The organism is Agromyces zhanjiangensis (assembly GCF_040496055.1).
Taxonomy (GTDB): Bacteria; Actinomycetota; Actinomycetes; order Actinomycetales; family Microbacteriaceae; genus Agromyces; species Agromyces zhanjiangensis.
The window spans coordinates 26,601-52,535 of record NZ_JBEPKB010000009.1 but is presented as its reverse complement, the minus strand read 5'-3'; the positions used below and the strand labels follow the sequence as shown (position 1 = coordinate 52,535).

Genomic DNA, 25,935 nt, shown 5'->3' with positions numbered 1-25,935 from the left:
GCGTTGCGACGTCGACGTCGACGGTCTCGATACACGCGCGGCTGCGCCGCGTGCTACTCGACCGCCGGCCCGTGCGCGAGCCGCTCCAGGAGCGCCACGAGCGCGTCCATGTCGGCGCCGTGCGGCGCGTCGACGCCGATCTCCGGGTCGACGCCGTGGAGCGCCGAGTCGTAGTAGAGCCCGTCGCCGATGAGCGTCACGGCGAGCGCGATCGTCGGGTCGGGCACGTGGCGGCGGATGGCGCGGAGCCACCGGTCGCGCACGTCGCGGATCATCCGCACCGCGGGTGCGCTGCCGGCCTGCGCGAGCCGAGCGGCGGCGACGCCGGCGCGCTCGAGCGGGGAATCCTGCGAGACCGAGCTGCGCACGTAGTACGCGATCGCACCCTCGGGCGCGCGCTCGAGCACGGCGATGTCGTCGTCGACGAGGCGGGAGAACCGCTCGAGCACGCCGTCGACGAGCGCATCGCGGCTGGCGAAGTGGTAGAGCAGGCCGCCCTTCGACACCCCGGCGGCGCGGGCCGTCGCGTCGAGCGTCGCCGCGCGCACGCCTCCGTCGATGAGCAGTCGCTCGAAGGCGTCGAGGACGGCGTCGCGGGCGGCGGGGGGTCGGCTCATGGCTCCGATGGTAGCGAGGGGGAACGGTCGGCGGCATCTGATACTCTACCGTCCAGCCGGTACAGTAATAGGACTCCGACATGACGAACGAACCCCGCACGACGACCATCGACCAGCCCGCGCTCGACGCGGCCGCAGCAGGCGCGGCGACGGATGCCGCGGCATCCGCCGTTCGCCCCGACCCCGGCCGCCCGCAGCGGGGCGGCCGTCGAGCCGGCACCCGTCGCTGGGTCGCGCTCGCGGTGCTCATGCTGCCCGTGCTGCTCGTGGCCGTCGACAACACGGTGCTGAGCTTCGCCCTGCCCGAGATCGCGCGCGACCTCGGACCGACGGCCGCGCAGCAGCTGTGGATCATCGACGCCTACCCGCTCGTGCTCGCCGCCCTGCTCGTCGCGATGGGCAGCGCGGGCGACCGGTTCGGTCGTCGGCACATGCTGCTCATCGGCTCGATCGGGTTCGCGGTCGTGTCGATCGCGGCGGCCTTCGCTCCGACGTCCGAGGCGCTCATCGCGGCACGTGCCGCGCTCGGCTTCTTCGGCGCCATGCTCATGCCCTCGACGCTGTCGCTGCTCCGCTCGGTCTTCACCGAGCGCGAGGAGCGGCGCCTCGCGATCGCCATCTGGGCGTCCGGCTTCGCGGCCGGCGCCGCGCTCGGCCCGATCGTCGGCGGCCTGCTGCTCGAGCACTTCGCCTGGGGCTCGGTGTTCCTCCTCGCCGTGCCGGTGCTCGTGCCGCTCGTCGTGCTGCTGCCGATCCTGATCCCCGAGAGCCGCGACCCCGCGCCCGGCCCCATCGACGTGCTCAGCATCCTGCTCTCGTTCGGGGCGATGGGCGCCGCCGTCTACGGCATCAAGCACCTCGCGACCGAGGGCGTCGACGCGATCGCGGTCGGTGCGATGCTCGGCGGCGTCGCGCTCGGCGCGTGGTTCGTGCGTCGACAGCTGCGAGCGCGCACGCCGATGCTCGACATGCGCCTCTTCCGCGTCGGCGCGTTCGGCGGCGGCGTGGTGGTGAACCTCCTCAGCGTCATCGCGCTGGTCGGGTTCCTCTTCTTCGTCTCCCAGCACCTCCAGCTCGTCGCCGGGCTCTCGCCGGTCCAGGCCGGACTCGCGCTCGCACCCGGCCTCGTCGCCATGATCGCGGCGGGCCTCTCCGTGGTGCCGCTCGCCCGGCGCATCCGCCCGCGCGTGCTCGTGCCGTCGGCGCTCGCGGTCTCCGCCGCCGGCTACCTCACGGTCGCGCTCACGGCGGGGGAGCAGGGCATCGCCGGCGTCGTGGTCGCCTTCGTGCTGCTCGGCCTCGGGATCGGCATGGCCGAGACCGTGTCGAACGAGCTCATCCTCTCCGCGGCGCCGCCGGCGAAGGCCGGCGCGGCCTCGGCGGTCTCCGAGACGGCCTACGAACTCGGCGCGGTCCTCGGCACGGCGCTCCTCGGCAGCATCCTCGCGGCCTGGTACCGCGCGTCGCTCGACCTGCCCGCCGGCCTCACGGCGTCGCAGGCGGATGCCGCGCGCGAGACGCTCGCGGGCGCCGTCACGGTGGCCGAGGCGCTGCCGGCTCAGGCCTCCGCCGACCTGCTCGCCTCGGCGGCGCACGCGTTCGACGGCGGCGTGGTCGTGACCTCGTTCATCGGGGTGCTGCTCATGGTCGGCGCGGGCATCGTCGCGGCGCTCACCCTGCACGACGCGAAGGGCGCAGACGACGCGAGGGGCGCCGCCTCGGAGTGAGGCGGCGCCCCTCGCGGGCGATCACGTCGTCCGTGTCGACCGGGCGATTCGAGTCAGACGGCGGTGGTGTCGTCCGGCCGCGACGTCTCGTTGCGGGTCACGCGGTCGCCCGTCGCCGGGTCGACCGTCGTGCGCGACGTCGAAACGGAGCTCCGACGCCGGGCCAGCAGGACGATGCCGATGATGATCACGACGGCTCCGGCCGCCATGAGGATGTAGCCGACCATCTGAAGGTTGATCCAGTCCACCGCCAGGTTGAGGGCGAACGCCAGGACGGCGCCGATGGCGAAGAGGACGATTCCGAGGCCGATGCTCATTGTGGGGTGCCTGCTTTCACTCGGGCGGCGCGGGGCCGCGCGGGGAGGGGCGGGATGCCGCCCCTGATGCCGCCGAGTGTAGTGATCGCCGCCCGCGGCGGACAGTACGCTGGGAGGGCTGGCGTACGAAGGAGTGTTCATGGTAACGACGGTCAGGCTCGCGGTCATCCCGGGCGACGGCATCGGTCCCGAGGTGGTGGGCGAGGCGCTGAAGTCGCTCGAGGCCGCCACCGCCGGAACCGACGTGGTGTTCGAGCAGACGCACTTCTCGCTCGGCGCCGCGCGCTACCTCGAAACCGGCGACACGCTGACCGACGACGATCTCGCGGCCATCGCCGGCCACGACGCGATCCTGCTCGGCGCCGTCGGCGGCCTGCCCGGCGACCCGCGCCTCGCGGGCGCGAACATCGAGCGCGGCCTGCTGCTGAAGCTCCGGTTCGAACTCGACCACTACGTCAACCTCCGCCCGAGCGTGCTCTACCCGGGCGTCGCGAGCCCGCTCGCCGATCCGGGCGACGTCGACTTCGTCGTGGTGCGCGAGGGCACCGAGGGGCCCTACGTCGGCAACGGCGGCGCGATCCGCGTCGGGACGCCCGCCGAGGTCGCCAACGAGGTGTCGGTCAACACCGCGTACGGCGTCGAGCGGGTCGTACGCTACGCGTTCGCCGCGGCATCCGCCCGCCCGAAGAAGAAGCTGACGCTCGTGCACAAGACCAACGTGCTCGTGTTCGCCGGCTCGCTCTGGAAGCGCCTCGTCGACGCGGTCGCGGCCGAGTACCCGGACGTCACGGTGGACTACCTGCACGTCGACGCCGCCACGATCTTCCTCGTCACGGATCCTGCTAGATTCGACGTCATCGTCACGGACAACCTCTTCGGCGACATCCTCACCGATCTGGCCGGCGCGATCAGCGGCGGCATCGGACTCGCGGCCTCGGGCAACATCAATCCCGACGGCCGGTTCCCGAGCATGTTCGAGCCGGTGCACGGTTCGGCTCCGGACATCGCCGGGAAGGGTCTCGCCGACCCGACCGCCGCCATCCTCTCGGTGGCGCTCCTGCTCGACCACCTCGGTCACGCGGACGCCGCCGACCGCGTTCGCGACGCGGTCGCCGCCGACATCGCCGATCGCGGCGATGCCCGGCGCTCGACCTCCGAGATCGGCGACGCCATCGCCGCACGCATCGGTGCCACCGTCGGCGCCCACTGACTCGCACCACCTTCGAAGGAGGATCCCTTGACCACGTCGAACCTCACCCTGAAGACCCCGTCGCCCGCCGGGCTGGTCTGGCAGGTCACGAACAACGAGAACGCCAAGTCCGTCGAGGAGCGCGAGGCGGTCCTCGCCGATCCCGGCTTCGGCAACCACTTCACCGACCACATGGCCGACATCTGCTGGTCGGAGAAGGGCGGATGGCACCGGCCGCGCGTCTCCCCGTACGGCCCGATCCAACTCGACCCTGCCGCCGCGGTGCTGCACTACGCGCAGGAGATCTTCGAGGGCCTCAAGGCGTACCGGCACGCCGACGGCTCGATCCGCACCTTCCGGCCGTACGAGAACGCCGCGCGCATGCAGCGGTCGGCGAAGCGGATGGCCCTGCCCGAGTTGCCCGTCGACGTCTTCATCGACTCGCTGAAGCAGCTCATCGCGGTCGACGCCGACTGGGTGCCGAGCGCCCCCGAGACGAGCCTCTACCTGCGGCCGTTCATGTTCGCCAAGGAGGCCTTCCTCGGCGTGCGCCCGGCGAAGAAGGTCAACTACTACCTCATCGCGAGCCCGGCCGCGGCGTACTTCCCCGGCGGCGTGCAGCCCGTGAACATCTGGCTGTCGACCCACTACGCGCGTGCCGGCAAGGGCGGCACCGGCGCGGCGAAGACCGGCGGCAACTACGCATCGAGCCTGCTGCCCCAGGCCGAGGCGTACGAGAAGGGCTGCCAGCAGGTGCTGTTCCTCGACGAGGGGAAGTACCTCGAGGAGCTCGGCGGCATGAACGTCGTCCTGGTGAAGAAGGACGGCACGCTCCTCACCCCGGAGTCCGAGTCGATTCTCGAGGGCATCACGCGCGACTCGATCCTGCGGCTCGCGGCGGACCGCGGCCACCAGATCGAGCAGCGCCCGATCACGCTCGACGAGTGGCGCGAGGGCGCGGCATCCGGTGACATCATCGGCGCGTTCGCGTGCGGCACGGCGGCCGTCGTGGTGCCCATCGGCCGCCTGCTCGGCGAGGACTTCGAGATCGTGCACTCGGGTGCGCAGTCGGTGGAGCTCGCCCTGTCGCTCCGGGAGGAGCTCACGGGCATCCAGTACGGCCGCGCCGAGGACCGCCACGGCTGGATGGTCCGACTCGACGCGTGACGTCGCTCCGGTCCGGGCGGTGGGTGAGTCCCGCCGTCCCGGCCGGCGGCCGACGCCGCGGAATAGGGTGGACGCATGAAGATCGCGCGCTTCTCCCACGGTGAGACCATCTCGTTCGGCATCGTCGACGAGGAGGAGCACGAGCTCGTCGTGCTGAAGGCGGACCCGATGTTCGCCGGCTACGAGCCGACGGGGGAGCGCGTCGCGCTCGCCGACGCGAAGCTCCTCGCGCCCGTGATCCCGCGGTCGAAGGTCGTCGCCGTCGGCAGGAACTACCGCGAGCACGCGGAGGAGATGGGCGGCGAGGCGCCGCCGGAGCCGCTGCTGTTCCTGAAGCCGAACACGTCGGTGATCGGCCCGGGCGACCCGATCGTGCTTCCGCCCGAGAGCGCGCAGGTCGAGTTCGAGGGCGAGCTGGCGGTGGTCATCGGGCGCGTGGCCCGACGCGTGAGCGAGGCCGACGCCGAGTCGGTGATCTTCGGTTACACCGTGGCGAACGACGTGACCGCGCGCGACCTGCAGCGGCGCGACGGGCAGTGGACCCGAGCGAAGGGCTTCGACACGTTCTGCCCGCTGGGCCCGGTGATCGAGACCGACGTCGACCTGGCGCATGGCGAGCTCACGACGAGCGTGAACGGCACGCGGCACCAGCAGGGCCGGCTCGCCGACATGGTGCACTCGGTGGCGAAGGTCGTCTCGTACGCGTCCGACGTCTTCACGCTGCTCCCGGGCGACGTGATCCTGACCGGCACGCCGGCGGGCGTCGGCCCGATCGTCGACGGCGACTCGGTCGAGGTGTCGGTCTCGGGCCTCGGCTCGCTCGTGAACCCGGTGCGCGAGGCGCCCGCGCGCTGATGGCGGAGGGCCGTCAGCGGCGCACCCCGTACCGCAGGTGGAGCACGCGGTCGCCCTGGATCACGACGTCGGGATCCTCCAGCAGGTGCCGCGCGTCGACCGACCCGAAGAAGCGCCGGCCCGAACCGAACACCACGGGTGCGACGTCCATGCGCACCTCGTCGACCAGGCCCGCGGCGAGCGCCTGGCCGCCGACGTCGCCGGCCGCGACCTCGACGGTGCGGTCGCCCGCGAGCTCCCGCGCCGCGGCCACGGCCGCCTCGATGCCCTCGACGAAGTGGAAGGGCGCCGCGGGGTCCCACCCCTCCGGCGGCGGCCGGTGCGTGACGACGACCACGTGATCGATACCGCTCGGCGGCGTCCCGTCCCAGCCCTCCGTCAGGTCGAACACGCGGCGACCGCAGATCGTCACCCCGATCTCGTCCCAGTATGAGCGGACGTAGTCGTGGGACGCGTGCGACACCGTCAGCACGCCGCTCTCGTCGAGCGGCACGTCACCGCTCGTCAACCAGTCGAACAGGGGCCCGGGCTGGTCGTGCTCGTCGGCGATGAAGCCGTCGACCGACACCGAGGCGTACATGACGACCTTGCCCATGGGGGATGCTCCTCTGCGTCGAGATGCGACCACGGTAGCGTGCCGCGGGGTTGCCGCCCCCAGTACGGAATCGACCGGCCGGGTGTCAGCCCTGCGCCGTCGGCAGGGCGGCCGCCGCGAGCTCCACGTCCTCCTCGTCGTTCCACACGTGGAACGCGACGCGCGCGCGGCCGGCGCGACCCGACGCGACGAGGCCCGCCGCGGTCAGCGCGGCGAGGTCGTCGCCCTCGGGGTCGGGCCACGTGACGATCGCGCTGTCGGATGCCTCGAGCCCGAGCTGCGCTCGGAACGCGTTCGCGAGCGCGAGATCATGCGCGAGCACGGCGGCGGGGTCGCGGCCTGCTGCCAGCTCGAGCGCCACCTCGGCGCCCGCCCACGCGTGCCACGCGGGGGAGACGTCGAACCGCCGGGCGCCGGTGGACAGGTGCAACTCGGGCCCGTAGCACGACGCCCACGGGTCGTCGCCCGAGTACCACCCGGCCGTGAGCGGGGTGATCTCGTCGAGCGCGCGCTCGCCGACCGACATGAACGCCGCGCCGCGCGGCGCGGAGAGCCACTTGTACGCGTGGCAGACGACGAGGTCGGCTCCGAGGTCGGCGGTGGGGAGCCATCCGGTCGCCTGCGTGGTGTCGACGAGGGTGAGCGCGCCCGCCGAGCGGGCCGCCGCGACGACGGATGCCGCATCCGCGACCTCGCCCGTCGCGGACTGCACGAGCGAGAACGCGACGAGCCACGTGCTCCGGCGCACCTCGTCGGCGAGGTGCGCGAGCGGCACGTGGCGCACGTTCAGGTCGCCACGGGCGAGGAATGGGGCGACGACGGAGCTGAAGTCGCCGTCGACGCAGAGCACCTCGGCGTCGGCCGGGGCCGAGGCGGCCACGAGGCTCGCGAAGACCGAGACCTGCGAGCCCAGTGCGACGCGGTCGGCCGAGGTGCCGAGGAGCGTCGCGGCGTGGCCGCGTGCGCGTTCGACGAGACCGGTGTACTCGGCCGCGGAGGCGCGGCCGTCGCGCCAGCGCTCGAGGTCGCGGGTGACGGCGGCGACCGTGGGCGCAGCGGGGATGCCGAGCGTGCAGGCGGCGAGGTAGCCGCGCCCCGCAGTGAAACGCGGGTCGGGGAGGGTCGTCGTCGCGGCGGACGCGCCGGTCGCAGCGGACGCTCCGGACGAGGCGAAGGCGTCGGCGCCGGTCGAGGCGAAGGTGGTCGCGGTCATGTCTCCAGCGTGCTCGGTTCGATTCGATCCGTCGAGAGCAGGTCTGCGATCCTTCACATAAGGCTGGCTTATGATCGATGGATGGATGCCTCGCCAGCCGAGACCTCGGGCCTCGCCGACCTCGACGCCACCAGCCTGCTCGTGCTCCGCGAGATCGCCGAGCGCGGGTCGATCACCGCGGCCGCGAGCGCCCTCGGCTACAGCCAGCCGGCGCTCAGCCAGCAGGTGCGCCGGGCCGAGGCCCGCGCGGGCGTCGCACTCGTGGAGCGGACCGGCCGCGGCATCCGACTCACCCCAGCCGGCCGCGTGCTCGCACGCCACGGCGGCGCGATCGCCACCGCGCTCGAGGCGGCGCGCGGGGAGCTCGCCGACCTGCGTGGGCTCCGCTCCGGACGGGTGCGGCTCATGGCGTTCCCCTCGGCGTCGCCCAGCATCGTGCCCGAGTTCATGGCCGAGATGGCCCGCCGGCACCCCGGCGTGCGGGTCAGCTTCGTCGAGGCCGAGCCGCCCGAGGCCGTCGCCGCCGTGCGCGAGGACCGCGCCGACCTGGCGCTCACGTTCAGCTACCCGGGCGACCACACCGATCCGCACCGCGAGAGCGCACGCGGGCTCGAGGTCACGACCATCGGGAGCGACCCGATGCACGTCGTGCTGCCCGACACGCACCCGCTCGCGGGCGGCGACACCGTCGACCTCGCGGGCCTCTCGCGCGAGCCGTGGATCGCCGGATGCCCGCGCTGCCGCGGCCACCTGCTCGAGCTGTGCGACACCGCGGGGTTCGCGCCGCGCATCGCCGTCGAGACCGACAACTTCGTCGCCGTCGAGGAACTCGTCGCGAGCGGACTCGGCGTCGCCGTGCTGCCCGCGCTCGCGATCGAGTCGGCGGGCAAGCGCGCCGGCGTCGCGGTGCGCGGCACGACGAACGGCGACCGGCGGACGCTGCACCTGGTGACCGCGCGGGGCGGCCGCGGTGTCCCGGCCGTCGCGGTGGCCGCCGAGGCGCTCGCGCGCCTCGTCGCCGGCCGCGGCGGCACCCCCGCCGATCCGCGCCCGGGCCGTACCATTGAGGGCGATGTCTGACACGACCCACCCCACGACGACCGCCACCGGATCCGACATCCGCGTGCGGTTCTGCCCCTCGCCCACCGGTACCCCGCACGTCGGCCTCGTGCGCACGGCCCTCTTCAACTGGGCGTACGCGCGCCACACCGGCGGCACCTTCGTCTTCCGCATCGAGGACACCGACGCCGCGCGCGACAGTGAGGAGAGCTACGCGCAGATCATCGACGCCCTCTCGTGGCTCGGCCTGCAGTGGGACGAGGGCATCGACGTCGGCGGCCCGCACGAGCCGTACCGCCAGTCGCAGCGCGGCGAGATCTACGCCGACGTCATCGAGCGGCTGAAGGCCGCCGGGCACGTCTACGAGAGCTACTCGACCGCCGACGAGATCGACGCGCGCAACGAGGCCGCGGGCCGGCCCAAGCAGTTCGGCTACGACAACTTCGACCGCGACCTCACCGACGAGCAGCGCGCGGCGTTCCGCGCCGAGGGGCGCCAGCCGGCGCTGCGCCTGCGCGTGCCCGACGTCGACCTCGGGTTCGACGACCTCGTGCGCGGCCGCATCGACTTCGCGGCGGGCTCGACGACCGACTTCGTCGTCGTGCGCCCGAACGGCGCCCCGCTCTACACGCTCGTGAACCCCGTCGACGACGCGCTCATGGGCATCACGCACGTGCTGCGCGGAGAGGACCTGCTCTCCTCGACGCCGCGCCAGATCGCGCTGTACCACGCGCTCATCGAGATCGGCGTCACCAGCTTCGTCCCGCGCTTCGGCCACCTGCCGTACGTGATGGGCGAGGGCAACAAGAAGCTCTCCAAGCGCGACCCCGAGTCGAACCTCTTCCACCACCGCGACCGCGGCTTCATCCCCGAGGGCCTCGTCAACTACCTGGCGCTCCTCGGCTGGGGCTTCTCCGCCGACCGCGACGTGTTCAGCCGCGACGAGCTCATCGGGTCGTTCGACGTCGAGAACGTGAACCCGAACCCGGCCCGCTTCGACCAGAAGAAGGCCGACGCCATCAACGGCGACCACATCCGCCTGCTCGAGCTCGCTGACTTCACCTCGCGCACCGTGCCCTACCTGCAGGCCGCCGGTGTCGTCTCCACGCCGATCACGCCCGGCGAGGAGGCCCTCCTCGTCGAGGCCGCGCCGCTCGTGCAGGAGCGCATCACCGTGCTCGGCGAGGTGCCCCGCCTCCTCGGCTTCCTCTTCACGGATGCCGCGAGCCTCGAGTTCGACGAGGCCGCCGTCGGCTCGCTGCCCGCCGACGCACCCGCCGTGCTCGCCGCCGCACGCGAGGCGCTCGAGCGCATCCCCGGCGAGGCATGGACGCACACGGAGATCGAGGAGGCGCTCCGCTCCGCGATCATCGACGGCCTCGGCCTCAAGCCCCGTGTCGCCTTCGGCCCGATCCGCGTCGCGGTCTCCGGCCGACGCGTCTCCCCGCCGCTCTTCGAGTCCATGCAGATCCTCGGCCGCGTCGAGTCGCTCGAGCGTCTGGACCGCCTCGCGGCGCTCGTCGACTGACCCCGACGGATGCCGCGGCCGCGCCCCGCACGGCGCGCCGCGGCATCCGCTCACGAGGCCCGCTCGATTTGGACCGCACCCCGCGATCGGCTACAGTTACATGTCGGCCCGGAACCCCGGTTCAGGGCCATTGGGGTATGGTGTAATTGGCAACACGGCTGATTCTGGTTCAGTTGTTCTTGGTTCGAGTCCAGGTACCCCAGCAGTGAAGAACCCCCGCTCAGGCGGGGGTTTTCGCGTTTCTGGCGGTGGGGGAGATCGCAGAGTCGGATGTCCGCTGATCGCTCGCGCGTGAGGAAACGACCAGCGCTTCTCGCGCGGAACACCGAGGCTCTCCGCGAGGGAGCGACGAGCGATCCGTGCATTCGTCGCTGATCGCGCCAGCCGCTCTCGAGGCGCGGCCCGTGGCCTGGACCCGCGGTCGCCGTAGCGTGTCCACCACCCGGAATCGCGAAGGTGGTCTCACCTGGTGATCGCTCCCACCACGGAACCATGGGCGCCGCAGCCGGCGACACCGGCCGCCGAGCCCCACCACCCCGTCGTGGCCGACATGGATGATCCGCGGGACCCGATGGAGGATGCGGTGGCACTGGAGGGGCTGTCGTTCCGGCGTCCTTAGCATTCCCACGTCGGTCCACCGCGACGTCGAAGCTCGACCTCGCGAGCAGACGCCGGCGATGCATCCCCGAGCACGACAGCGACGTCGGGGCAGAGTGATTGGAGAATCCATGGGATGGACTAGGCGCGCGCGTTCATGGTGCGCGGCGATCGCAGCGATGGGGGTGATCGGCTCGGGACTGATCGTCGCGCCCGCCTCCGCGGCGGCGCCGGCAGACGTGACGGTCCCGAACGCCGGCTTCGAGGAGTGGACGACGGCGGACAGCTGGGTCGCGTCGAACTGGACGATGACGTCGACCGTCTGGGTCACCAATGCCGCGGCGCACAGCGGGACGTACTCCCAGGCGCTGAACCAATGGAACGGTGCGACGACGCTCTCGCAGACCGTGCCGGCACCCGAGGGCACATATGACGTCTCGCTCTTCGTGTGGGCGAACGAGAGCCTCGGGGCCAGCGAGCTCGTCGCGAACGGGAAGTCGACGCCGATCGCCAGCGGCGGTGCCACGCAGATCGACGGATCGAAGACGTGGGACGAGGTGACGGTCGAGGATGTCCCGGTCGGACCCGACGGTGCGCTCGACATCCAGATCGTCCTCGACACGTTCACCTCACCGACGCTGACCGGGTTCATCGACGACGTCACCGTGGTCCCGTCGGCGGGCGGCGGCGAAGAGCCCGACCCTGCCGACTCGTTCCTCACGGAGCCCGGCTTCGAAGAGGGCGGTGCTGCGTGGACGATCGGCGGCGACCTCGTCGACAGCGGCCACGACGGATCCTCGCACTCGGTCGTGCACTCGGCGACCGGAATGGCGGAAACCTCGCAGGTCGTCGAGGGCCTGCCCGATGGCCACTACCGGCTGACGGCGTGGGTGCAGAACGACGGCGGCTACGACGAGGCGCTCATCTTTGCCTCGGGTGGCGGCTCCTCAGAGGCCAGGACGGCGATCCCGCGCACGAACTTCCCGTACGACCCTGCCGACACGTGGAAGAAGACGACGATCCGCGGCGTCCACGTCACGAGCGGTCGACTCGAAGTCGGGCTTCGCACTGACGGCGAGGCCGCCGGGACGGTGCGCATCGATGACCTCGCCCTCGTCCAGGACGACGAGCCCTACGAGCTGCTCGTCGGCGGTGACATCTCCCTCCTCACCTACACCGAGGACCACGGCGGGCGGTACTCCGATGCCGCCGGCCGTGAGCGCGATCCGTTGCAGATCCTCGCCGACAGCGGGTGGAACATCGTCCGGATCCGGGTGTACAACGACCCGGGCAAGGGTCACGGCGACGGCACGTACTACCTCCCCGGAGGGTACGGCGACGCGGAGGACGTGCTCGAGCTGTCTCGACGCGCCGCAGCGGCCGGACTGCAGATCCAGCTGTCCTTCCACTACAGCGACTACTGGACGAACCCCGGCCTGCAGACGATCCCACATGCCTGGCAGGAACTCATCGACGGCAAGAGCGATGCCGACGCCGTGTCGATCCTCGAGGGCGAGGTTCACTCGTACACGAAGGACCTCCTCGACCGCATGGTCGCCCAGGGCACTGCGCCCCAGTACGTCTCGATCGGCAACGAGACCCGATCCGGCATGCTGTTCCCGTACGGGACCACGGGCAACTGGCCCAACCTGGCGCGGTTCTACGACGCGGGCGCCGATGCGGTCCGAGAGGCCGTGCCGGATGCCAAGGTGATCATCCACCTCGACGACGGCGGGAACACGAGCACCTATACGACCCACTTCGCGAACGCCGAGGACTCGGGGGTGGACTACGACATCATCGGGACCTCGTACTACCCGTACTGGACCAACAAGTCGGCGCGTCAGTTCGCGGAGTTCGCGACGACCGTCTCGCAGCGGTTCGACAAGCCGCTCATGGTGATGGAGACCGGATTCAATTGGAACGCCACCACGGGCGCGGGGCTTCCCGGCCAACTGGAACACAACGGTCCATACGGCGGAGCGGACAGCAGTACGCCCGAACTCCAGCGCGACTTCCTGATCGAGCTGTTCAACGAGCTGCAGGGCGTGCCGGGAGGCATGGCGATCGGGGACCTCTACTGGGATCCGCTCGAGATCTACGCCGGAGGCCAGACCGGCTGGGCCTTCCTCGAATCCACGGATGCCGCGGCTGAGAACGTCATCGACAACACGACGCTGTTCGACTTCGACGGCAGGGCCCTTCCCGCCCTGGACGCCTACCGGTTGAACACCCGTGGCTCCGACACCGGCACCGTCGGCGGTACGGTGACGGATGCCGCAAGCCAGCCGGTCGCGGGAGCGCGGGTGACGCTGAGCACGGACGGTGCCGCCGACCGGGTCAGCGTGACGAACCAGTACGGCGACTACTACTTCGCCCGGACCACGCCAGGGAATCACAGCATCGGGGCGACGAAGGACGGGCTCGGCGACTCGTCCTCGGCGCCGGTCGCCGTCTCGGCGGGAAGCCGCGTCGTGGCCGACATCCAGGTCTCCGGCGAGCAGGCGCTGCGGTCGGTGTCCGGCATCGTTCGCGACGAGGACGGCGAGGGAATCGCCGGTGCCCTGGTCAAGATCAGCGGCGATGGGTACAGCGCTCCACGTCTCGCGGACGCCGATGGGCGCTACGAGTTCGCCGCGGTTCCCGACGGCGCGTACACGCTCTCCGCGAGCCAGGCCGGCTACGTGACGCGTTCGCTGCCGGTCGACGTCGATGGGGCGGATGTCTCACAACCGATCGACCTCGTCGCCGACGTCGGCACGGTGACCGGGAACGTGTTCACCCCGGGTGGACTGCCGCTCAGCGGTGCCACCGTCCGCATCGGCGATCAGGAGACGACCACGCTGAACGACGGCTCGTTCGCTCTGACGGGTGTGGCATCCGGCGAGGGGATCGTCGCGACGATCACGCAGGCCGGCTATCTCGATACGTTCTCCGCACCGTTCACCGTCGAACACAGCCAGACGACGTCGGGGGTGACCGTCGTGCTCCCGCTCGCGGTTGGCATCCACAACGGCAGCTTCGAGAGCGCAGGAGCGGGCGGTGAGGCGACGGCGGAGGGCTGGACGTTCACCAGCGACCCGGCCGGTGCCGTCATCCGTCAAGACCGCGAGTACTTCGGCGGAACCGTCGACGGACGGTATGCCGCGGCGTTCTGGCTCGACTCCGCCTTCACCGCCGGACTCGAGCAGTCGGTGGCCGCGGGATCGACCGGAACGTACACGGCTCGCGCCTACGTGTACTCCGGAGTGACGGGAACGCTGACCATGCACATCAAGGACGCTGACGGTGAGGTCATCGTGGAGAAGCAGCTCCCCAGAACCTCCGGTCCCCAGCCGGCGGAGGTCTCCGCCGAGGTGAGCGGACCTTCGTTCTCCGTCGGCTTCGAAATCGACGGGGCGGCAGGGGACTGGGCGGTCATAGACCTCGTGACAATGGGGTATCTCGGCGACGCGACGACAATCCCCGCCGTGCCGCCGCAGTGGGACGCGTCGGTCGTCTATGTCGACGGCGATCGGGTGAGCCACCAGGGGAGCATGTACGAAGCGTCCCGGCGCACCAGCGACGAGGTCCCCGGCTCGAAGCCGAACGGGGCATGGCAGGAGATCGTGACCGGGGCCGACGGACGGTCGGTGTGGACGCCGTCCCGCGTCTTCTCCTCCGGAGACGTCGTCACGCACGAGGGGCAGACGTACGAAGCGGCACGCACCAGCCGGAACAAGGAGCCGGGTGACAGCAACGCCTGGAGGCTGCGGCCCTGACGACTGAGACGAGGGCGTGCGGCATCGAACTCACTTCGCTCGACGCCGCACGCCCGAGTCGTGTCAGGAACACGCGGCTTCATCCGCGCCGGTCGTCCGAACCGTGCTCCCGCCAGCGCTGCAGCGTCACCCGATCCTGTCGGCCAGCCACGCGCTCTGCCGCAGCCAATGCACGCCTTGGCCACCCTCGTGGCCGTTGAAGGGATACTCGACGACCTCGGCGCCGACGGCATGGTGGTTCGCGGCGGCGAAGACCGTCGAGGGTGGGCAGATGATGTCCATCAGCCCGACGGAGAAGAGCGCCGGGGAGGTGGCACGCTTGGAGAAGTTGACCACGTCGAAGTACGAGAGCGTGGTGAACACCGCTGCATCGTCGCCGCGGTGCACGGCCAGGTAGCGGGCGACCTCGTTGTACGGATCGGCATCGGTCATCGTCACCGCCCGCTGGAAGTGGGCGAGGAAGGGGACATCCGGCATGGCCCCGACCAGGTCGGGGACCAGGCCCGCGGCGGCGAGGGCGATCCCACCGCCCTGACTGCCGCCGGTGACCGTCACGCGTTCGGGATCGACGCGATCGAGCGACTTGACCGCGTCGATCGCGAGGACTGCGTCCGTGAAGACGCGGCGGTAGTAGTAGTCGTGGGGATCGAGAATGCCCTTCGTCATCGATCCCGGCACCGAGGGGCCGCTGCCGTGGGGATCCGCCGTCGCACCGCCCGCCGACCCGGCGCTGCCCTGACCTCGCGTGTCCATGAACAGGTGGGCGTACCCGCACGAGGGCCAGGTGAGACGTTCATGCGGCAGGCCTCGGCCCCCGCCGTAGCCGTTGTACTCCACCACCGCTGGCAGGCGTCCGGAGGTCCCGGCGGGAAGGATCAGCCATGCCTTCACGGGCTCGCCACCGAACCCCGAGAACGTCATGTCGTAGGCCTCGACCGTGCGCAGCTTCGTGTCGACCCTCGCGAGCACGGGCGGAGAAGACAGCGAGCGCGATTCCTCGAGCGTCCCGCCCCAGAAGTCGTCGAAGTCGTCTGGTTCGGCGACGTCGGGCAGGTAGGAGCGAAGCTGATCGAGGGGGAGATCGAAGTGTGCCACCGCGCTGAGTACTCCTCTTCGGGCCGTTCGGGAGGCTCCGAGAACACGAGCCCCAACGCTCGAACCTACGGAACTCCGGGACGCGCGCGGCAGGACGATCCAGTCCCCGGCATGCACGATCCGACGAACGTTCGTTGCGCTGCGCTCAGCGCAGAAGTCCCGAGCGATCGTCGGATCGTCCAGATCCGCCATCCGATCGTTCTTGGGACGGGGCTCCCCGTCTCGTAGCGTCGAAGGGGTGAATGACCAGTTCGAAGGCGAACAGCCTGTCTCCGGTGTCCTGATCACCGATCCCACCGCCCGACCCATGAATCGCGTACGCGTCTCCGCCCCCGCACCCGTGAGGGTCGCACCGCTCGAGATGGGAGACGACGATGACGTGCGCCCTCGCATTCAGCTCACCACTCGGTACGTGACCGTCGACGGCACGCCGTGGATCCCGGTGATGGGGGAGTACCACTTCAGCCGCGATCTCCCCGAGCGGTGGGAGACCGAACTGCGGAAGATGAAGTCCGGCGGCATCAACGTCGTCGCGACCTACCTCATCTGGATCCTCCACGAGGAGATCGAAGGCCGGATCCGCTGGGACGGTCATCGCGACATCCGTCGCTTCATCGAGACCGCGGATCGCGTCGGCCTGAAGGTCATGATCCGAATCGGGCCGTGGGCGCACGGCGAGGGGCGCAACGGCGGATTCCCCGACTGGCTGCAGAACCTTCCGATCACGCACCGCTCCAACGACCCCGGCTACCTCGACCTCGCACGCCGGTGGTACTCCGCGATCGAGGAGCAGGTGCGCGGTCTGTTCCACTCGGCGGACAACCCCGACGGCCCGATCGTCGGGATCCAGGTCGACAACGAGTTGTACGACAACGGCCCCCACCTCGCGACCCTCCGCAGCATCGCCGAGGCCACCGGCATGAAGGCCAGCCTCTGGACTGCCACCGGCTGGGGCGGCGCGGAGCTGCCGCGGGGACGCGTGCTGCCCGTGTACGCCGGATACTCCGACGGCTTCTGGGAGGAGTCCGACACCGGCTGGCCCGCCTTCGGCGTGATGCACTTCACGTACAACACCGTTCGCGACGACCTCACCGTCGGCGCCGACCTTCGCGACGCGCCGGTCGAGGTGGATTCGGCGGCCAGTCTCGGAGCCGACGATCCGTGGCCGTTCGTCACCTGCGAGCTCGGTGGCGGGATGGCGATCGCCTACCACCGCCGCCCGCTGGTCGACTCCGACGACATCGCCGCACTCGCGCTCACGAAGGTCGGAAGCGGATCGGCGTGGCAGGGGTACTACATGTACCACGGCGGTCACCAGGTGATCGGCGAGCTGTCGACCACGCAGGAGTCGCACGAGACCGGATACCCGAACGACATGCCGGTCCGCGACTACGACTTCTTCGCACCGCTGGGCGCGGAGGGAACCGAACGCCCGCACTTCCACAAGCTGCGGCAGCAGCACCTCATGCTCGACGCCTTCGGCGACGCCCTCGCGACCGGTGCGACGACGATCCCCGAAGCCGCGCCCGGCGCCCCCCGATGGGCGGTGCGCGGCAACGGTGAGCGTGGGTTCCTGTTCGCGAACAACCACCAACCGGCGATCGCCGCGCTGCCGGCCGTCGCCGATGTGCAGTTCACGGTCGACTTCGACGACGCGACGGTCACCGTTCCGAGTGCGCCGTTCGCACTCGAATCGGGCACCTACTTCGCATGGCCGCTCCGTCAGCGGTTCGGTACGGTCGAAGCGGTCACGGCCACGGCGCAGCCGATCACCGAGATCGTCACGCCGGCCGGGCCGGTCGTCCTGTTCGCCGCGACCGCAGGCGTCCCCGTGGAGCTGCAGATCGACGGCGTTGACGAGTCGGACATCTCCGGCGGCGATGCATCGAGCGTCGGAGGTCGCGTCGTCGTCACCCCGCACGGCGTGCCCGGACTGGACTGCCGCGTGCGCATCGGAGACACCACGCTCGTCTTCCTCGATGCGCCGACCGCGGAAGCGGTGTGGCGCGGGGCGGTGGGCGGACGCGACACCGTCGTCATCTGGCACGGCAGCGGCTGGTTCGACGACGAAGGATTCCGCGTCGAGCTGCCCGAGGCGGATGCCGAACTCGTCACGATCCCCGCGATCGCCGGCACGGAATCCGAGGTGGGCGACCCCGTCTTCGCACGGTACGACGTCGCCGCCGGCACCGACAGGATCGAGCTCGAAGCCCCGGCCTTCTCCGAGACGCCGCTCGTTCCGGTCCGGCGCGCGGGTTCGTCGCAGCGGTTCTCGGCACCCACCGACGACGACTTCGCTGCGCTGGCCGCTGTCGAGATCCGCGTTCGCGACACCGATCTCGGCGGTGCGGAGCACGCGATCCTCGAGCTCGACTGGACCGGAGATGTCATCCGGGCCTACATCGACGGCGAGCTCATCGCCGACCAGTTCTGGTACGGCCGTACCTTCGAGATCGACCTCGCGCCGCACCGAGCGGCGCTGGCCGAGCATCCGCTCGAGCTCAAGGCCTTCGCATGGTCCCCGAGCACCGGCGTGTACGTCGACCCTCGGGTGCGTCCCGCCGTCACCGAACCGACGCTCGAGATCCGCTCCGCGACGTTGCGCACCATCCGGACTCGTACCTTCGCGTAGTGCGTCGTGCCGGGCCCTCCTACCCCTTGTGGTGGGCCCGGTACGTCGTCGGATTGACGCCGTGGACGCGGCGGAAGTGGCGAGAGAAGTACAGCGGATCGGCATACCCGACGGCTGCCGCGACCTCGGCGACCGTCAGGTTGGTCGTGTCCAGCAGCGACCGCGCCCGCGCCATCTTGAGCGACGTGTGGAACGCTCCCGGCCCACCCCCGGTCGCCTGGCGGAAGAGCGCGCTCAGGTGAGACGGCGACATCCCCACGATCGACGCGAGCTCGGCCACCTGGATGCTCCCGTCCACGCGCGCTTCCAGATACCTCATCGCCCGCTCCAGCGGCGACCCGTCCGCAGGAAGCACGCTGTCGGCGGCGATGCGGGTCAGGAGGTTCCACGCCACGCCCGACGCCGCCAGCAACTGTGCCGGGGACAGACGGCGCTCCATCAGCGACACCAGCTCGTCGAAGAGTGCGATCACGCGATCAAGCGACCTCAGCCGGACCATCGGCTGCCCGTTTCCGAGCAGCGTCCCGGTCAGTTCGGCGGCGTCCGTGCCCCGAACGTGCAACCACCAGATCGTCCATGGATCCTCGAACGACGCTTGGTACTCGTGCGGGCGGTGCGCGGGGATCGCCAGGCACGATCCCGGCGAGAGCGCATGACTGTCCGACCCCATCCGGACGGTGCCCGCGCCCGCGACGCAGAGGATCACGATCGTCTCGTTCGCACCCCTGCTGCGCACCCGACGGTGCCCACTCGCCGCCGGGAAGTAGCCCGCATCGGTCACCATCAGCCGACGCGTCACCGGACGGTCCAGCGCCGCTTCGACCTGTGGGCGGGGGATGACGCAGAGCCGCTGGTGCTCGAACCCGTCCATCCGATAGTGCGGCGGGGTGTGCGTCAGTGTTTCGTCCATGATCATCCTCGATCTCACCATACTCAGGCGTGGCGACCCCGTCTAACTTCGAAGTGGGCCTGCCTGTCGCCCTCGTACCGAGAACCACTCCCCGCAGCGCGGGCCGATACTCCACTGGAGGTCAGCGATGACCGCTGAACCGACTCACTCCGACGTCCTGGACGTCGCCGTCGACGCATCCGCGCCCGAGGCCGACGACAAGCTCGAACTGCCGGAGGCGCCGGCGGACCTCCAGGCGGTCATCGCCGCAGGTGGGGCCGTGGCGTGGAGCGAGCCGATGACCATCCGCACGTACGAGGCGGGGGAGCCGAGCCCTTACCCGATGTACCTCGACCACCGCGTCTACCAGGGCTCCAGCGGAAAGGTCTATCCGATCCCGTTCACGGAGAACGTGGCCGACGAGGCAGTGCTCCGGGACTGGCGAGCGATCCACCTCGAGAACGCCTACGTGCGCCTGGTCGTGCTCCCCGAACTCGGCGGGCGCATCCACATCGGCTACGACAAGACCACCGGCTACGACTTCTTCTACCGCAACAACGTCATCAAGCCCGCACTGGTGGGGCTCGCCGGCCCCTGGATCAGCGGCGGCGTCGAGTTCAACTGGCCGCAGCACCACCGTCCCGCGACCTACCTCCCCGTCGAGACCTCGATCGAGTACGGCGACGACGGCACGGTGACCGTCTGGTGCCACGACCACGACCCGTTCGCCCGCATGTCCGCACAGCACGGGGTGCGACTCCGCCCGAACAGCTCGGTGGTCGAGCTCGCGGTGCGCCTCCACAACCGCACGGAGGAACGCCAGACCTTCCTCTGGTGGGCGAATGTCGCCGCGCGGGTGCACGACGACTACCAGTCGTTCTTCCCCGAGGATGTCCGCTACGTCGCCGACCACGCCAGACGCGCGCTGACCGCGTTCCCTGAAGCCGATCGCCCGTACTACGGGGTGGACTACCCGGCGCTCGCGGCCCAGAAGCCCGGCGCGGACCGCATCGACTTCTACCGCAACATCCCGGTGCCGACCTCGTACATGATCGTCGACTCGCAGCAGGACTTCTTCGGCGGCTACGACCACGCTGCGGGGGCGGGATTCGTCCACTGGGCCGAGCGCCGCGTCTCGCCCGGGAAGAAGCAGTGGACGTGGGGCGATGCCCCGTTCGGGCACGCCTGGGATGCCCAGCTCACCGACTCGGACGGTCCGTACGTCGAACTCATGGCGGGCGTCTACACCGACAACCAGCCCGACTTCAGCTGGCTGCTTCCGGGTGAGACCAAGGTCTTCACCCAGTACTGGTACCCCATCCCTGCGATCGGCGCCGCCCACCAGGCCACGCCGGACGCCGCGGTGCATGTCGAGCGCGACGGAGGCGTGTCCGCCACGTTCGCGGTGACCGCCCCGCAGGCAGCTGCGGTGCTGCGGATCCTCCGGGATGGTGAGGTCATCGCCTCGCGCACGCAGGACCTCCTCCCGGGCATCCCGGCCGCGCTCGACGCCGCCGTCGTCGAGGACGGAACGGTCACCGCCGAGCTGGTCGACCAGGACGGTCGGCTGCTCGTCCGCTGGACGCCGACCGTCGCCGACGACGAGGAGCCATGGGTCGCGGAAGAGCCTCCGCTGCCTGAGGCGATCGAATCGGTGGAGGAGCTCTACCTCACAGGGCTCCACCTCGATCAGTACCGCCACCCGACGCGCTCGCCCCTCCCGTACTGGAACGCGGCACTGCAGCGCGATCCGGGAGACGTTCGCACGAACCTCGCCCTCGCCGACCGGGACTACCGGGCGGGGCGCTACCAGCGGGCCGTCGAGCGCACGAACCTCGCCCTCGCCAGGCTCACCCGCCGCAACGCGAACCCGCAGGACGCCGAGGCCTTCTACCTGCTCGGCCTGGCGCTGCGGCGTCTCGGCCGCGTCATCGAGGCTGAGCAGGCCTTCGGGAAGGCGGGATGGGACGGCACCTGGGCGCCCGCAGCCGGACTCGCCCTGGCGCAATCCCTCAGCCGTCGCGGTCAGAACCGAGCCGCGCTGCGAGTCCTTGACACCCTCGACGGCGTGGTCGGCCACGACACCCGCCGAACCGCCCTGCGCGCGATCCTCCTGGAACGAGTCGGCCGTGGCGAAGAGGCTACGGCGCTCGTCGGCGACGCGCTCACCGTCGACCCGCTCGACGCCACGCTGCGGCATCTGGCCGGGGCCGATGTCGCGGCCGAGGCAGGGCTGCTCATCGACATCGCGCTCGACCTCCGCGACGCCGGTGACCTGTCCGGTGCCCTCGGGGTCCTCGCGCGCGCGCAGACCGCGCCGATCACCCCGACTGGGAATGCGCGTCCGATCGCGCACTACCTCGCTGCGCAGGTGCTCGACGAACTCGGCCGAGACGCGGATGCGTCGCGAGAGCGTGATCTCGCACGCCGCGCGGATCAGACCTGGGCGTTCCCGCACGGACTCGACGCCTTCGACGCGCTCGACGCCGCGCTGCGAGCGGAACCGGGGGACGCGACCGCGCACGCCCTCATCGGCATGCTGCTCTATGCGCACGGGCGTCGCGTCGAAGCCAGCGAACACTGGAACACGGCCATCGACGCTGGGAACACGGACGCCGTCCTGCTCCGCAACGCGGCGTTGGCGGCGTACAACATCGAGCACGACGATGATGCCGCCTGGGCTCGATACGCTCGAGCGGCCGAGGTCGCGCCACACGATGCGCGCATCCGCTACGAGCAAGACCAACTCGCCATTCGGCTCGGACACTCGACCTCGGACCGACTGGCGCGGTTGCGTCCGATCGAGTCTCTCGTCCTGACCCGAGATGACTTCACGATCGAGTACGTCCGCCTCCTCGTGGCCGAAGGCGACGCCGGCACTGCCTACCAGATCCTCGTCACCCGGCCGTTCCACCCCTGGGAGGGTGGGGAAGGACAGGCCATCGCGGCGTGGGACGCGACCCTCACGGCGAACGGACTCCCGCTCACCGACCCGCCCGCCTCGCTCGGCGAGGCTCGGGCTCAGTACGTGGCGCCGGTGGCGCGCCGCGACGACGGTGTCACCGACTACTTCGCCACGAGCCTCCCCGAGCTGCTGCTGTTCTCTCGCGAGAACGGCGACGACTGACCCATGTCGCTCGACCCCCTGTCCGGCGCGCAGCACACGCTGCGCGCCGGACACTACGTCGCGCACATCGCCGGCGTCGGAGCGTCGCTGCGGTCGCTGACGTACCGCGGACGCGACCTCGTCGTACCGTTCGGGGCCGATGAGCTCCGGCCCGCGATGCGCGGCGCGATCCTCGCCCCGTGGCCCAACCGCACCGCCGACGGCCGCTATCGCATCGCCGGGCAGGACCACCAGCTCGCCGTCAACGAGATCGACACGAACTGCGCAGCGCACGGACTCGCTGCCTGGCTCCGCTTCGACGCGATCCGGCAGAGCCTCAACGCCGTCACCTTGCGCGGGTGGATCGAGCCGCAACCCGGTTACCCATGGCGCGTGCGACTCGACGCGACCTACTCGATCGGCACGGATGGCCTGCTCCTCGAAGTCGAAGCGACCAATGAGAGTGCGACGCACGCCCCGTTCGGTATCGGCATCCACCCGTACCTGCTCGCCGGCGATGCGAAGCGGAGGGCGGTCGACCGGTGGACGCTGCAGACATCCGCCGCGGAGGTCCTGCTCACGGACGCGCGCTTGCTCCCCACGGAGCTCGTGCCGGTCGATGAGCATCGTGGTGGCGTCTACGACTTCCGCGAGGGGCGGATGATCGAGGAGACGATCCTGAACCACGCGTTCACCGGGCTGGCTCGCGACCGGAACGGGGTTGCTCGAGCCTGCCTCACCGCTCCGGACGGCACGGGGACCGAGATCACGTGGGACGAATCCTGCGACTGGGTCCAGATCTACACCGCGGACGAGTCTCTCGGCGCGGACCGGCGTCACGCCGTCGCCGTGGAGCCTCAGAGCTGCCCGCCGGATGCGCTCAACTCCGGTCGCGACCTGCTCACGATCGCCCCGGACGAGTCGATGCGATTCGCTTGGCGCGTGCGCGGACTCGGCTGACCGATGGCAGGACGACCGAATCTTGCGTCTCCCGTCATCGTCCATGCAGGATGTTCAACGCCGAGCCCCGCCAGCTCGCCGAAACGTGGCGAGATCCGCGACATCGTCCGTTATCGCTTCGTGATCGAGAGGTCATTCGCGGGTGATCGGCACTCGTGAAGTGGGTCGCAGACGCCATCGTTTCATCCATGAATCCCGTTCGATCGGCCATCGTGAGGTCGTTGGGAGCAGACGTACTCTTGTGGCACGCTCGACGCAGAGCCCGGAAACATCCGGTCCGCTCAGCGTCGGGGGAAGCCAGACATGAACCCGGATCCCGGAAGAAAGGCGACAGAGATGTCCCGACACACAGCCCCCGCCAAGAGGGGACTTGTCGCGCTCGCCGCGCTGACCGTTCCTGCTCTGATGCTCGCGGGGTGCACCGCCGCTGAGGACGGCGGGGCCGACGGCGTCACCACCGTCACGGTGATGTACCAGAGCAACGAGTTCACGCCTGAGATGATCGAGGCGTTCGAAGCGGACAACCCCGACATCACGATCGACTTCATCGAGTTCGATCAGACCCGCCTGAACGCCTCGCTCACTGCCGGAGATCCGCCCGACCTCGTGCGCGGCTCGCCGAACCCGAACCTGTTCGCGAAGGGCCTCGCGACATCCCTCGACGACTACGTCGCGGGCAGCGAGGTCATCAGCGAGGACGATCTCCTGCCGGTCAACGACCTCTGGCGATGGGACGGGAGCACGAGCGGCGAGGGCGACCTGTACGGCGTCATCAAGGATTGGAGCGCCGACACCTCCCTCTGGCAGAACACGGCGCTGTTCGAATCCGCGGGCGTCGAGCCGCTCAGCACCACGGAGGTCTCCGACTGGGACACCGTCCTGGACAAGGCCGAGGAACTCAAGGCCGCGGGTGTGGAGTACCCGCTGGGGCTCGAGTGGCAGTGGGGCACGACCACGCTGTTCACGACGATGATCGCGCAGCAGGGTGGCGAGATCTACAACGACGATCTCACCGCGGTCGACTTCGATACGCCCGAAGCGGAGCGCGCCATGCAGTGGCTGGTGGACTACGGCACGAGTGGCGTCGGCGTCACGAGCCTCAACCCCCTGCCGGACGGCCAGGACGGGCCGGCCTTCCAGTCAGGGCGCATGGCGATGACGATGACCGGCTACTGGATGGGCGGCATGCTCGTCGGAGACGAAGGCGCTGCCGTGCGCGACACCGCTCAGCTCGTGCCGACGCCCACCTTCGGTGAGCGCATCGCATCGGTCGCCGGCGGCGTGGGGGGCTGGATCCCGAGCGCTTCCGACTCGAAGGACCAGGCATGGCGAGTGCTGGAGTACTTCATGGGCGGCGAGCCGGCCGTCGAGCGCTCCGAGAGCGGCTGGGGCCTGCCCGCGCTCGAGTCGCTCTGGGGAAACCTGCCTTCGGAGTACCCCTTCCAGGTCGAGGCTGCCGAGACCGCGAAGCTCGAGGCTGACGCCGTCACGACCCTTCCCACCTCGCCCTACATGGACGGTGCCGTGTTCGTCAGCGCCCTCGACCGCGAGTCGGTCGCGGCCATCAAGGGCGAGAAGACCGTGAAGCAGGCACTCGCCGACCTGGAGGCGGAGCTGAACGACACCCTCGCCCAGGGCAAGGACCAGCTCGGATGACCAGCCGTTCCACGGCGACGTCGGTCGCGGTCGCGGGCAGCAATGCCCGCGGCCGCGGGTGGCGGCGCTATCGCACCTCCACGTTCTACCTGTTCGCCTCTCCATGGATCTTCGGATTCGTCCTGCTCACCATCGTTCCGATCGGATTCGCTCTCGGGACGAGCTTCACGAACTACGACGGCCAGTCGCCGATCTGGCGCTTCGTCGGCCTGCGCAACTACATCGAGATCTTCACCTCCGACCCCGAGATCTGGGCGAGCCTGTTGCGTACCTTGGCGTACGTCATCATCGCCGTTCCACTGAGCGTCGGAGGAGGACTGTTCCTCGCCGTCCTGGTCAACCGGCGGATCCGGGCGCGCGGTGTCGTCCGCGCCATCTTCTTCGTGCCGTCCGTCGTGCCCATCGTCGCGGTGGCGATCATGTGGCGACTCATCTTCAACCGCGATGCCGGCCTCCTCAACGGGATCCTCGAGTTCTTCGGCGGCCCTGACCAGACGACGTGGCTCGCAGATCCGTACGCGTTCTACGCCCTCATCGTGATGACCCTCTGGGGCCTCGGCGGCGGAATGATCGTGATCCTCGCGTCTCTTCAGGACGTCCCCGTCGAGCTCGAAGAAGCCGCGAAGATCGATGGCGCGAGTTCGTGGCGGGTGTTCCGCAGCATCACCATCCCGATGATCTCGCCGATCCTGTACTTCCAGGTCATCACCGGCATCATCGCGTCGCTTCAGGTGCTGGTCCAGCCCATGCTCCTGGCCGAGACCAACAACCTCTCCACGGCGTCCAACATCCCGCAGAGCACGACGCTCTACATGGTCCAGGTGTACAAGGAGTTCTTCCTGTACAACCGTTTCGGCTACGGCACCGCAATGCTCTGGGTTTTCTTCGTCTTCGTCCTCGGGCTCACGCTCATCCTCCAGCGTCTGAGCAAGCGTTTCGTCTTCTATCAGGTCGCCGTCGACCAGGATTGAG

Annotated in this window: 18 protein-coding genes and 1 tRNA gene; 13 read left to right on the top strand and 6 right to left on the bottom strand. The window is 70.1% G+C overall.

From position 1 onward, the window contains the following. Positions 1-53: 53 nt before the first annotated feature. Positions 54-617: a TetR/AcrR family transcriptional regulator gene (locus ABME02_RS15445; protein WP_353816226.1), complete on the bottom strand. Its 564-nt coding sequence runs from the start codon at positions 615-617 to the stop codon at positions 54-56. Between the two features lie 80 nt (positions 618-697). Between ABME02_RS15445 and ABME02_RS15440 the strand changes: the two genes are divergently transcribed. Next, the gene (locus ABME02_RS15440) at positions 698-2,344 is read left to right on the top strand and encodes an MFS transporter (RefSeq protein WP_353816225.1); all 1,647 of its coding nucleotides are present in this window, start codon (positions 698-700) and stop codon (positions 2,342-2,344) included. Positions 2,345-2,397: 53 nt separating this feature from the next. Here the strand turns inward: ABME02_RS15440 and ABME02_RS15435 are convergent, their stop codons facing one another. Next, positions 2,398-2,661, bottom strand: a complete 264-nt coding sequence (locus ABME02_RS15435; RefSeq protein ID WP_353816224.1) for a DUF6458 family protein — start codon at positions 2,659-2,661, stop codon at positions 2,398-2,400. Positions 2,662-2,800: 139 nt separating this feature from the next. Here ABME02_RS15435 and ABME02_RS15430 point away from each other — a divergent pair, with 139 nt between their 5' ends. From ABME02_RS15430 to ABME02_RS15420, 3 genes are all read left to right on the top strand, one after another. Beyond that, entirely contained in the window at positions 2,801-3,871 is a 1,071-nt protein-coding gene (locus tag ABME02_RS15430; protein WP_353816223.1) for a 3-isopropylmalate dehydrogenase, read from the top strand. A 48-nt stretch (positions 3,872-3,919) separates the two neighbouring features. Beyond that, positions 3,920-5,017, top strand: coding sequence for a branched-chain amino acid aminotransferase (locus ABME02_RS15425; protein WP_436408287.1), 1,098 nt, complete (start codon positions 3,920-3,922; stop codon positions 5,015-5,017). A 75-nt stretch (positions 5,018-5,092) separates the two neighbouring features. Further along, positions 5,093-5,872 (top strand): fumarylacetoacetate hydrolase family protein, encoded by a 780-nt coding sequence (locus ABME02_RS15420; RefSeq protein ID WP_353816222.1) that lies wholly within the window; start codon positions 5,093-5,095, stop codon positions 5,870-5,872. Positions 5,873-5,885: 13 nt separating this feature from the next. Here ABME02_RS15420 and ABME02_RS15415 read toward each other — a convergent pair whose 3' ends face one another. Together ABME02_RS15415 and ABME02_RS15410 are read right to left on the bottom strand one after the other, a co-directional pair. Beyond that, positions 5,886-6,467, bottom strand: a complete 582-nt coding sequence (locus ABME02_RS15415; protein WP_353816221.1) for a dihydrofolate reductase family protein — start codon at positions 6,465-6,467, stop codon at positions 5,886-5,888. An 85-nt stretch (positions 6,468-6,552) separates the two neighbouring features. Then, the gene (locus ABME02_RS15410; RefSeq protein ID WP_353816220.1) at positions 6,553-7,680 is read right to left on the bottom strand and encodes an aminotransferase class V-fold PLP-dependent enzyme; all 1,128 of its coding nucleotides are present in this window, start codon (positions 7,678-7,680) and stop codon (positions 6,553-6,555) included. A gap of 81 nt (positions 7,681-7,761) precedes the next feature. On the opposite strand from ABME02_RS15410, the gene ABME02_RS15405 reads away from it, so the two are divergent. The 4 genes from ABME02_RS15405 to ABME02_RS15390 all read left to right on the top strand — a co-directional run bounded on the left by ABME02_RS15405 (position 7,762) and on the right by ABME02_RS15390 (position 14,625). Then, positions 7,762-8,760 (top strand): LysR family transcriptional regulator, encoded by a 999-nt coding sequence (locus ABME02_RS15405; RefSeq protein WP_353816219.1) that lies wholly within the window; start codon positions 7,762-7,764, stop codon positions 8,758-8,760. After that, positions 8,753-10,267, top strand: coding sequence for a glutamate--tRNA ligase (gene gltX, locus ABME02_RS15400; RefSeq protein WP_353816218.1), 1,515 nt, complete (start codon positions 8,753-8,755; stop codon positions 10,265-10,267). The genes ABME02_RS15405 and gltX overlap by 8 nt, the downstream gene beginning before the upstream one ends. Before the next feature lie 131 nt (positions 10,268-10,398). Continuing rightward, a tRNA-Gln gene (locus ABME02_RS15395) sits at positions 10,399-10,470 on the top strand. Positions 10,471-11,043: 573 nt separating this feature from the next. Then, complete coding sequence (locus ABME02_RS15390; RefSeq protein WP_353816217.1) at positions 11,044-14,625, top strand: glycosyl hydrolase 53 family protein; 3,582 nt, start codon at positions 11,044-11,046, stop codon at positions 14,623-14,625. 126 nt (positions 14,626-14,751) lie between these two features. On the opposite strand, the gene ABME02_RS15385 is transcribed toward ABME02_RS15390, so the two are convergent. Then, positions 14,752-15,720, bottom strand: coding sequence for an acetylxylan esterase (locus ABME02_RS15385; RefSeq protein ID WP_436408286.1), 969 nt, complete (start codon positions 15,718-15,720; stop codon positions 14,752-14,754). A gap of 379 nt (positions 15,721-16,099) precedes the next feature. Between ABME02_RS15385 and ABME02_RS15380 the strand changes: the two genes are divergently transcribed. Beyond that, complete coding sequence (locus tag ABME02_RS15380; RefSeq protein ID WP_353816215.1) at positions 16,100-18,352, top strand: beta-galactosidase; 2,253 nt, start codon at positions 16,100-16,102, stop codon at positions 18,350-18,352. A 19-nt stretch (positions 18,353-18,371) separates the two neighbouring features. On the opposite strand, the gene ABME02_RS15375 is transcribed toward ABME02_RS15380, so the two are convergent. Next, on the bottom strand, positions 18,372-19,262 hold the full coding sequence (locus ABME02_RS15375; protein WP_353816213.1) for an AraC family transcriptional regulator: 891 nt from the start codon (positions 19,260-19,262) through the stop codon (positions 18,372-18,374). A 127-nt stretch (positions 19,263-19,389) separates the two neighbouring features. Here ABME02_RS15375 and ABME02_RS15370 point away from each other — a divergent pair, with 127 nt between their 5' ends. From ABME02_RS15370 to ABME02_RS15355, 4 genes are all read left to right on the top strand, one after another. Continuing rightward, entirely contained in the window at positions 19,390-22,368 is a 2,979-nt protein-coding gene (locus tag ABME02_RS15370; RefSeq protein WP_353816212.1) for a DUF5107 domain-containing protein, read from the top strand. 3 nt (positions 22,369-22,371) lie between these two features. Beyond that, positions 22,372-23,307 (top strand): aldose 1-epimerase family protein, encoded by a 936-nt coding sequence (locus ABME02_RS15365; protein ID WP_353816211.1) that lies wholly within the window; start codon positions 22,372-22,374, stop codon positions 23,305-23,307. A gap of 336 nt (positions 23,308-23,643) precedes the next feature. Further along, positions 23,644-24,963 carry an ABC transporter substrate-binding protein gene (locus tag ABME02_RS15360; protein WP_353816210.1) on the top strand — a complete coding sequence of 440 codons (1,320 nt, stop codon included), beginning with the start codon at positions 23,644-23,646 and terminating at the stop codon, positions 24,961-24,963. Next, positions 24,960-25,934, top strand: a complete 975-nt coding sequence (locus ABME02_RS15355; protein WP_353816209.1) for a carbohydrate ABC transporter permease — start codon at positions 24,960-24,962, stop codon at positions 25,932-25,934. The genes ABME02_RS15360 and ABME02_RS15355 overlap by 4 nt, the downstream gene beginning before the upstream one ends. Position 25,935: the final 1 nt, after the last annotated feature.

What these genes read in the sequence shown, in the direction of transcription:
- ABME02_RS15415 (WP_353816221.1), bottom strand. Translation starts at nt 6,467, where the DNA reads ATGGGCAAGGTCGTCATGTACGCCTCGGTGTCGGTCGACGGCTTCATC.
- ABME02_RS15420 (WP_353816222.1), top strand. Translation starts at nt 5,093, where the DNA reads ATGAAGATCGCGCGCTTCTCCCACGGTGAGACCATCTCGTTCGGCATC.
- ABME02_RS15440 (WP_353816225.1), top strand. Translation starts at nt 698, where the DNA reads ATGACGAACGAACCCCGCACGACGACCATCGACCAGCCCGCGCTCGAC.
- ABME02_RS15390 (WP_353816217.1), top strand. Translation starts at nt 11,044, where the DNA reads ATGGGGGTGATCGGCTCGGGACTGATCGTCGCGCCCGCCTCCGCGGCG.
- gltX (WP_353816218.1), top strand. Translation starts at nt 8,753, where the DNA reads ATGTCTGACACGACCCACCCCACGACGACCGCCACCGGATCCGACATC.
- ABME02_RS15445 (WP_353816226.1), bottom strand. Translation starts at nt 617, where the DNA reads ATGAGCCGACCCCCCGCCGCCCGCGACGCCGTCCTCGACGCCTTCGAG.
- ABME02_RS15405 (WP_353816219.1), top strand. Translation starts at nt 7,762, where the DNA reads ATGGATGCCTCGCCAGCCGAGACCTCGGGCCTCGCCGACCTCGACGCC.
- ABME02_RS15435 (WP_353816224.1), bottom strand. Translation starts at nt 2,661, where the DNA reads ATGAGCATCGGCCTCGGAATCGTCCTCTTCGCCATCGGCGCCGTCCTG.
- ABME02_RS15355 (WP_353816209.1), top strand. Translation starts at nt 24,960, where the DNA reads ATGACCAGCCGTTCCACGGCGACGTCGGTCGCGGTCGCGGGCAGCAAT.
- ABME02_RS15370 (WP_353816212.1), top strand. Translation starts at nt 19,390, where the DNA reads ATGACCGCTGAACCGACTCACTCCGACGTCCTGGACGTCGCCGTCGAC.
- ABME02_RS15430 (WP_353816223.1), top strand. Translation starts at nt 2,801, where the DNA reads ATGGTAACGACGGTCAGGCTCGCGGTCATCCCGGGCGACGGCATCGGT.
- ABME02_RS15375 (WP_353816213.1), bottom strand. Translation starts at nt 19,262, where the DNA reads ATGGACGAAACACTGACGCACACCCCGCCGCACTATCGGATGGACGGG.
- ABME02_RS15360 (WP_353816210.1), top strand. Translation starts at nt 23,644, where the DNA reads ATGTCCCGACACACAGCCCCCGCCAAGAGGGGACTTGTCGCGCTCGCC.
- ABME02_RS15365 (WP_353816211.1), top strand. Translation starts at nt 22,372, where the DNA reads ATGTCGCTCGACCCCCTGTCCGGCGCGCAGCACACGCTGCGCGCCGGA.
- ABME02_RS15410 (WP_353816220.1), bottom strand. Translation starts at nt 7,680, where the DNA reads ATGACCGCGACCACCTTCGCCTCGACCGGCGCCGACGCCTTCGCCTCG.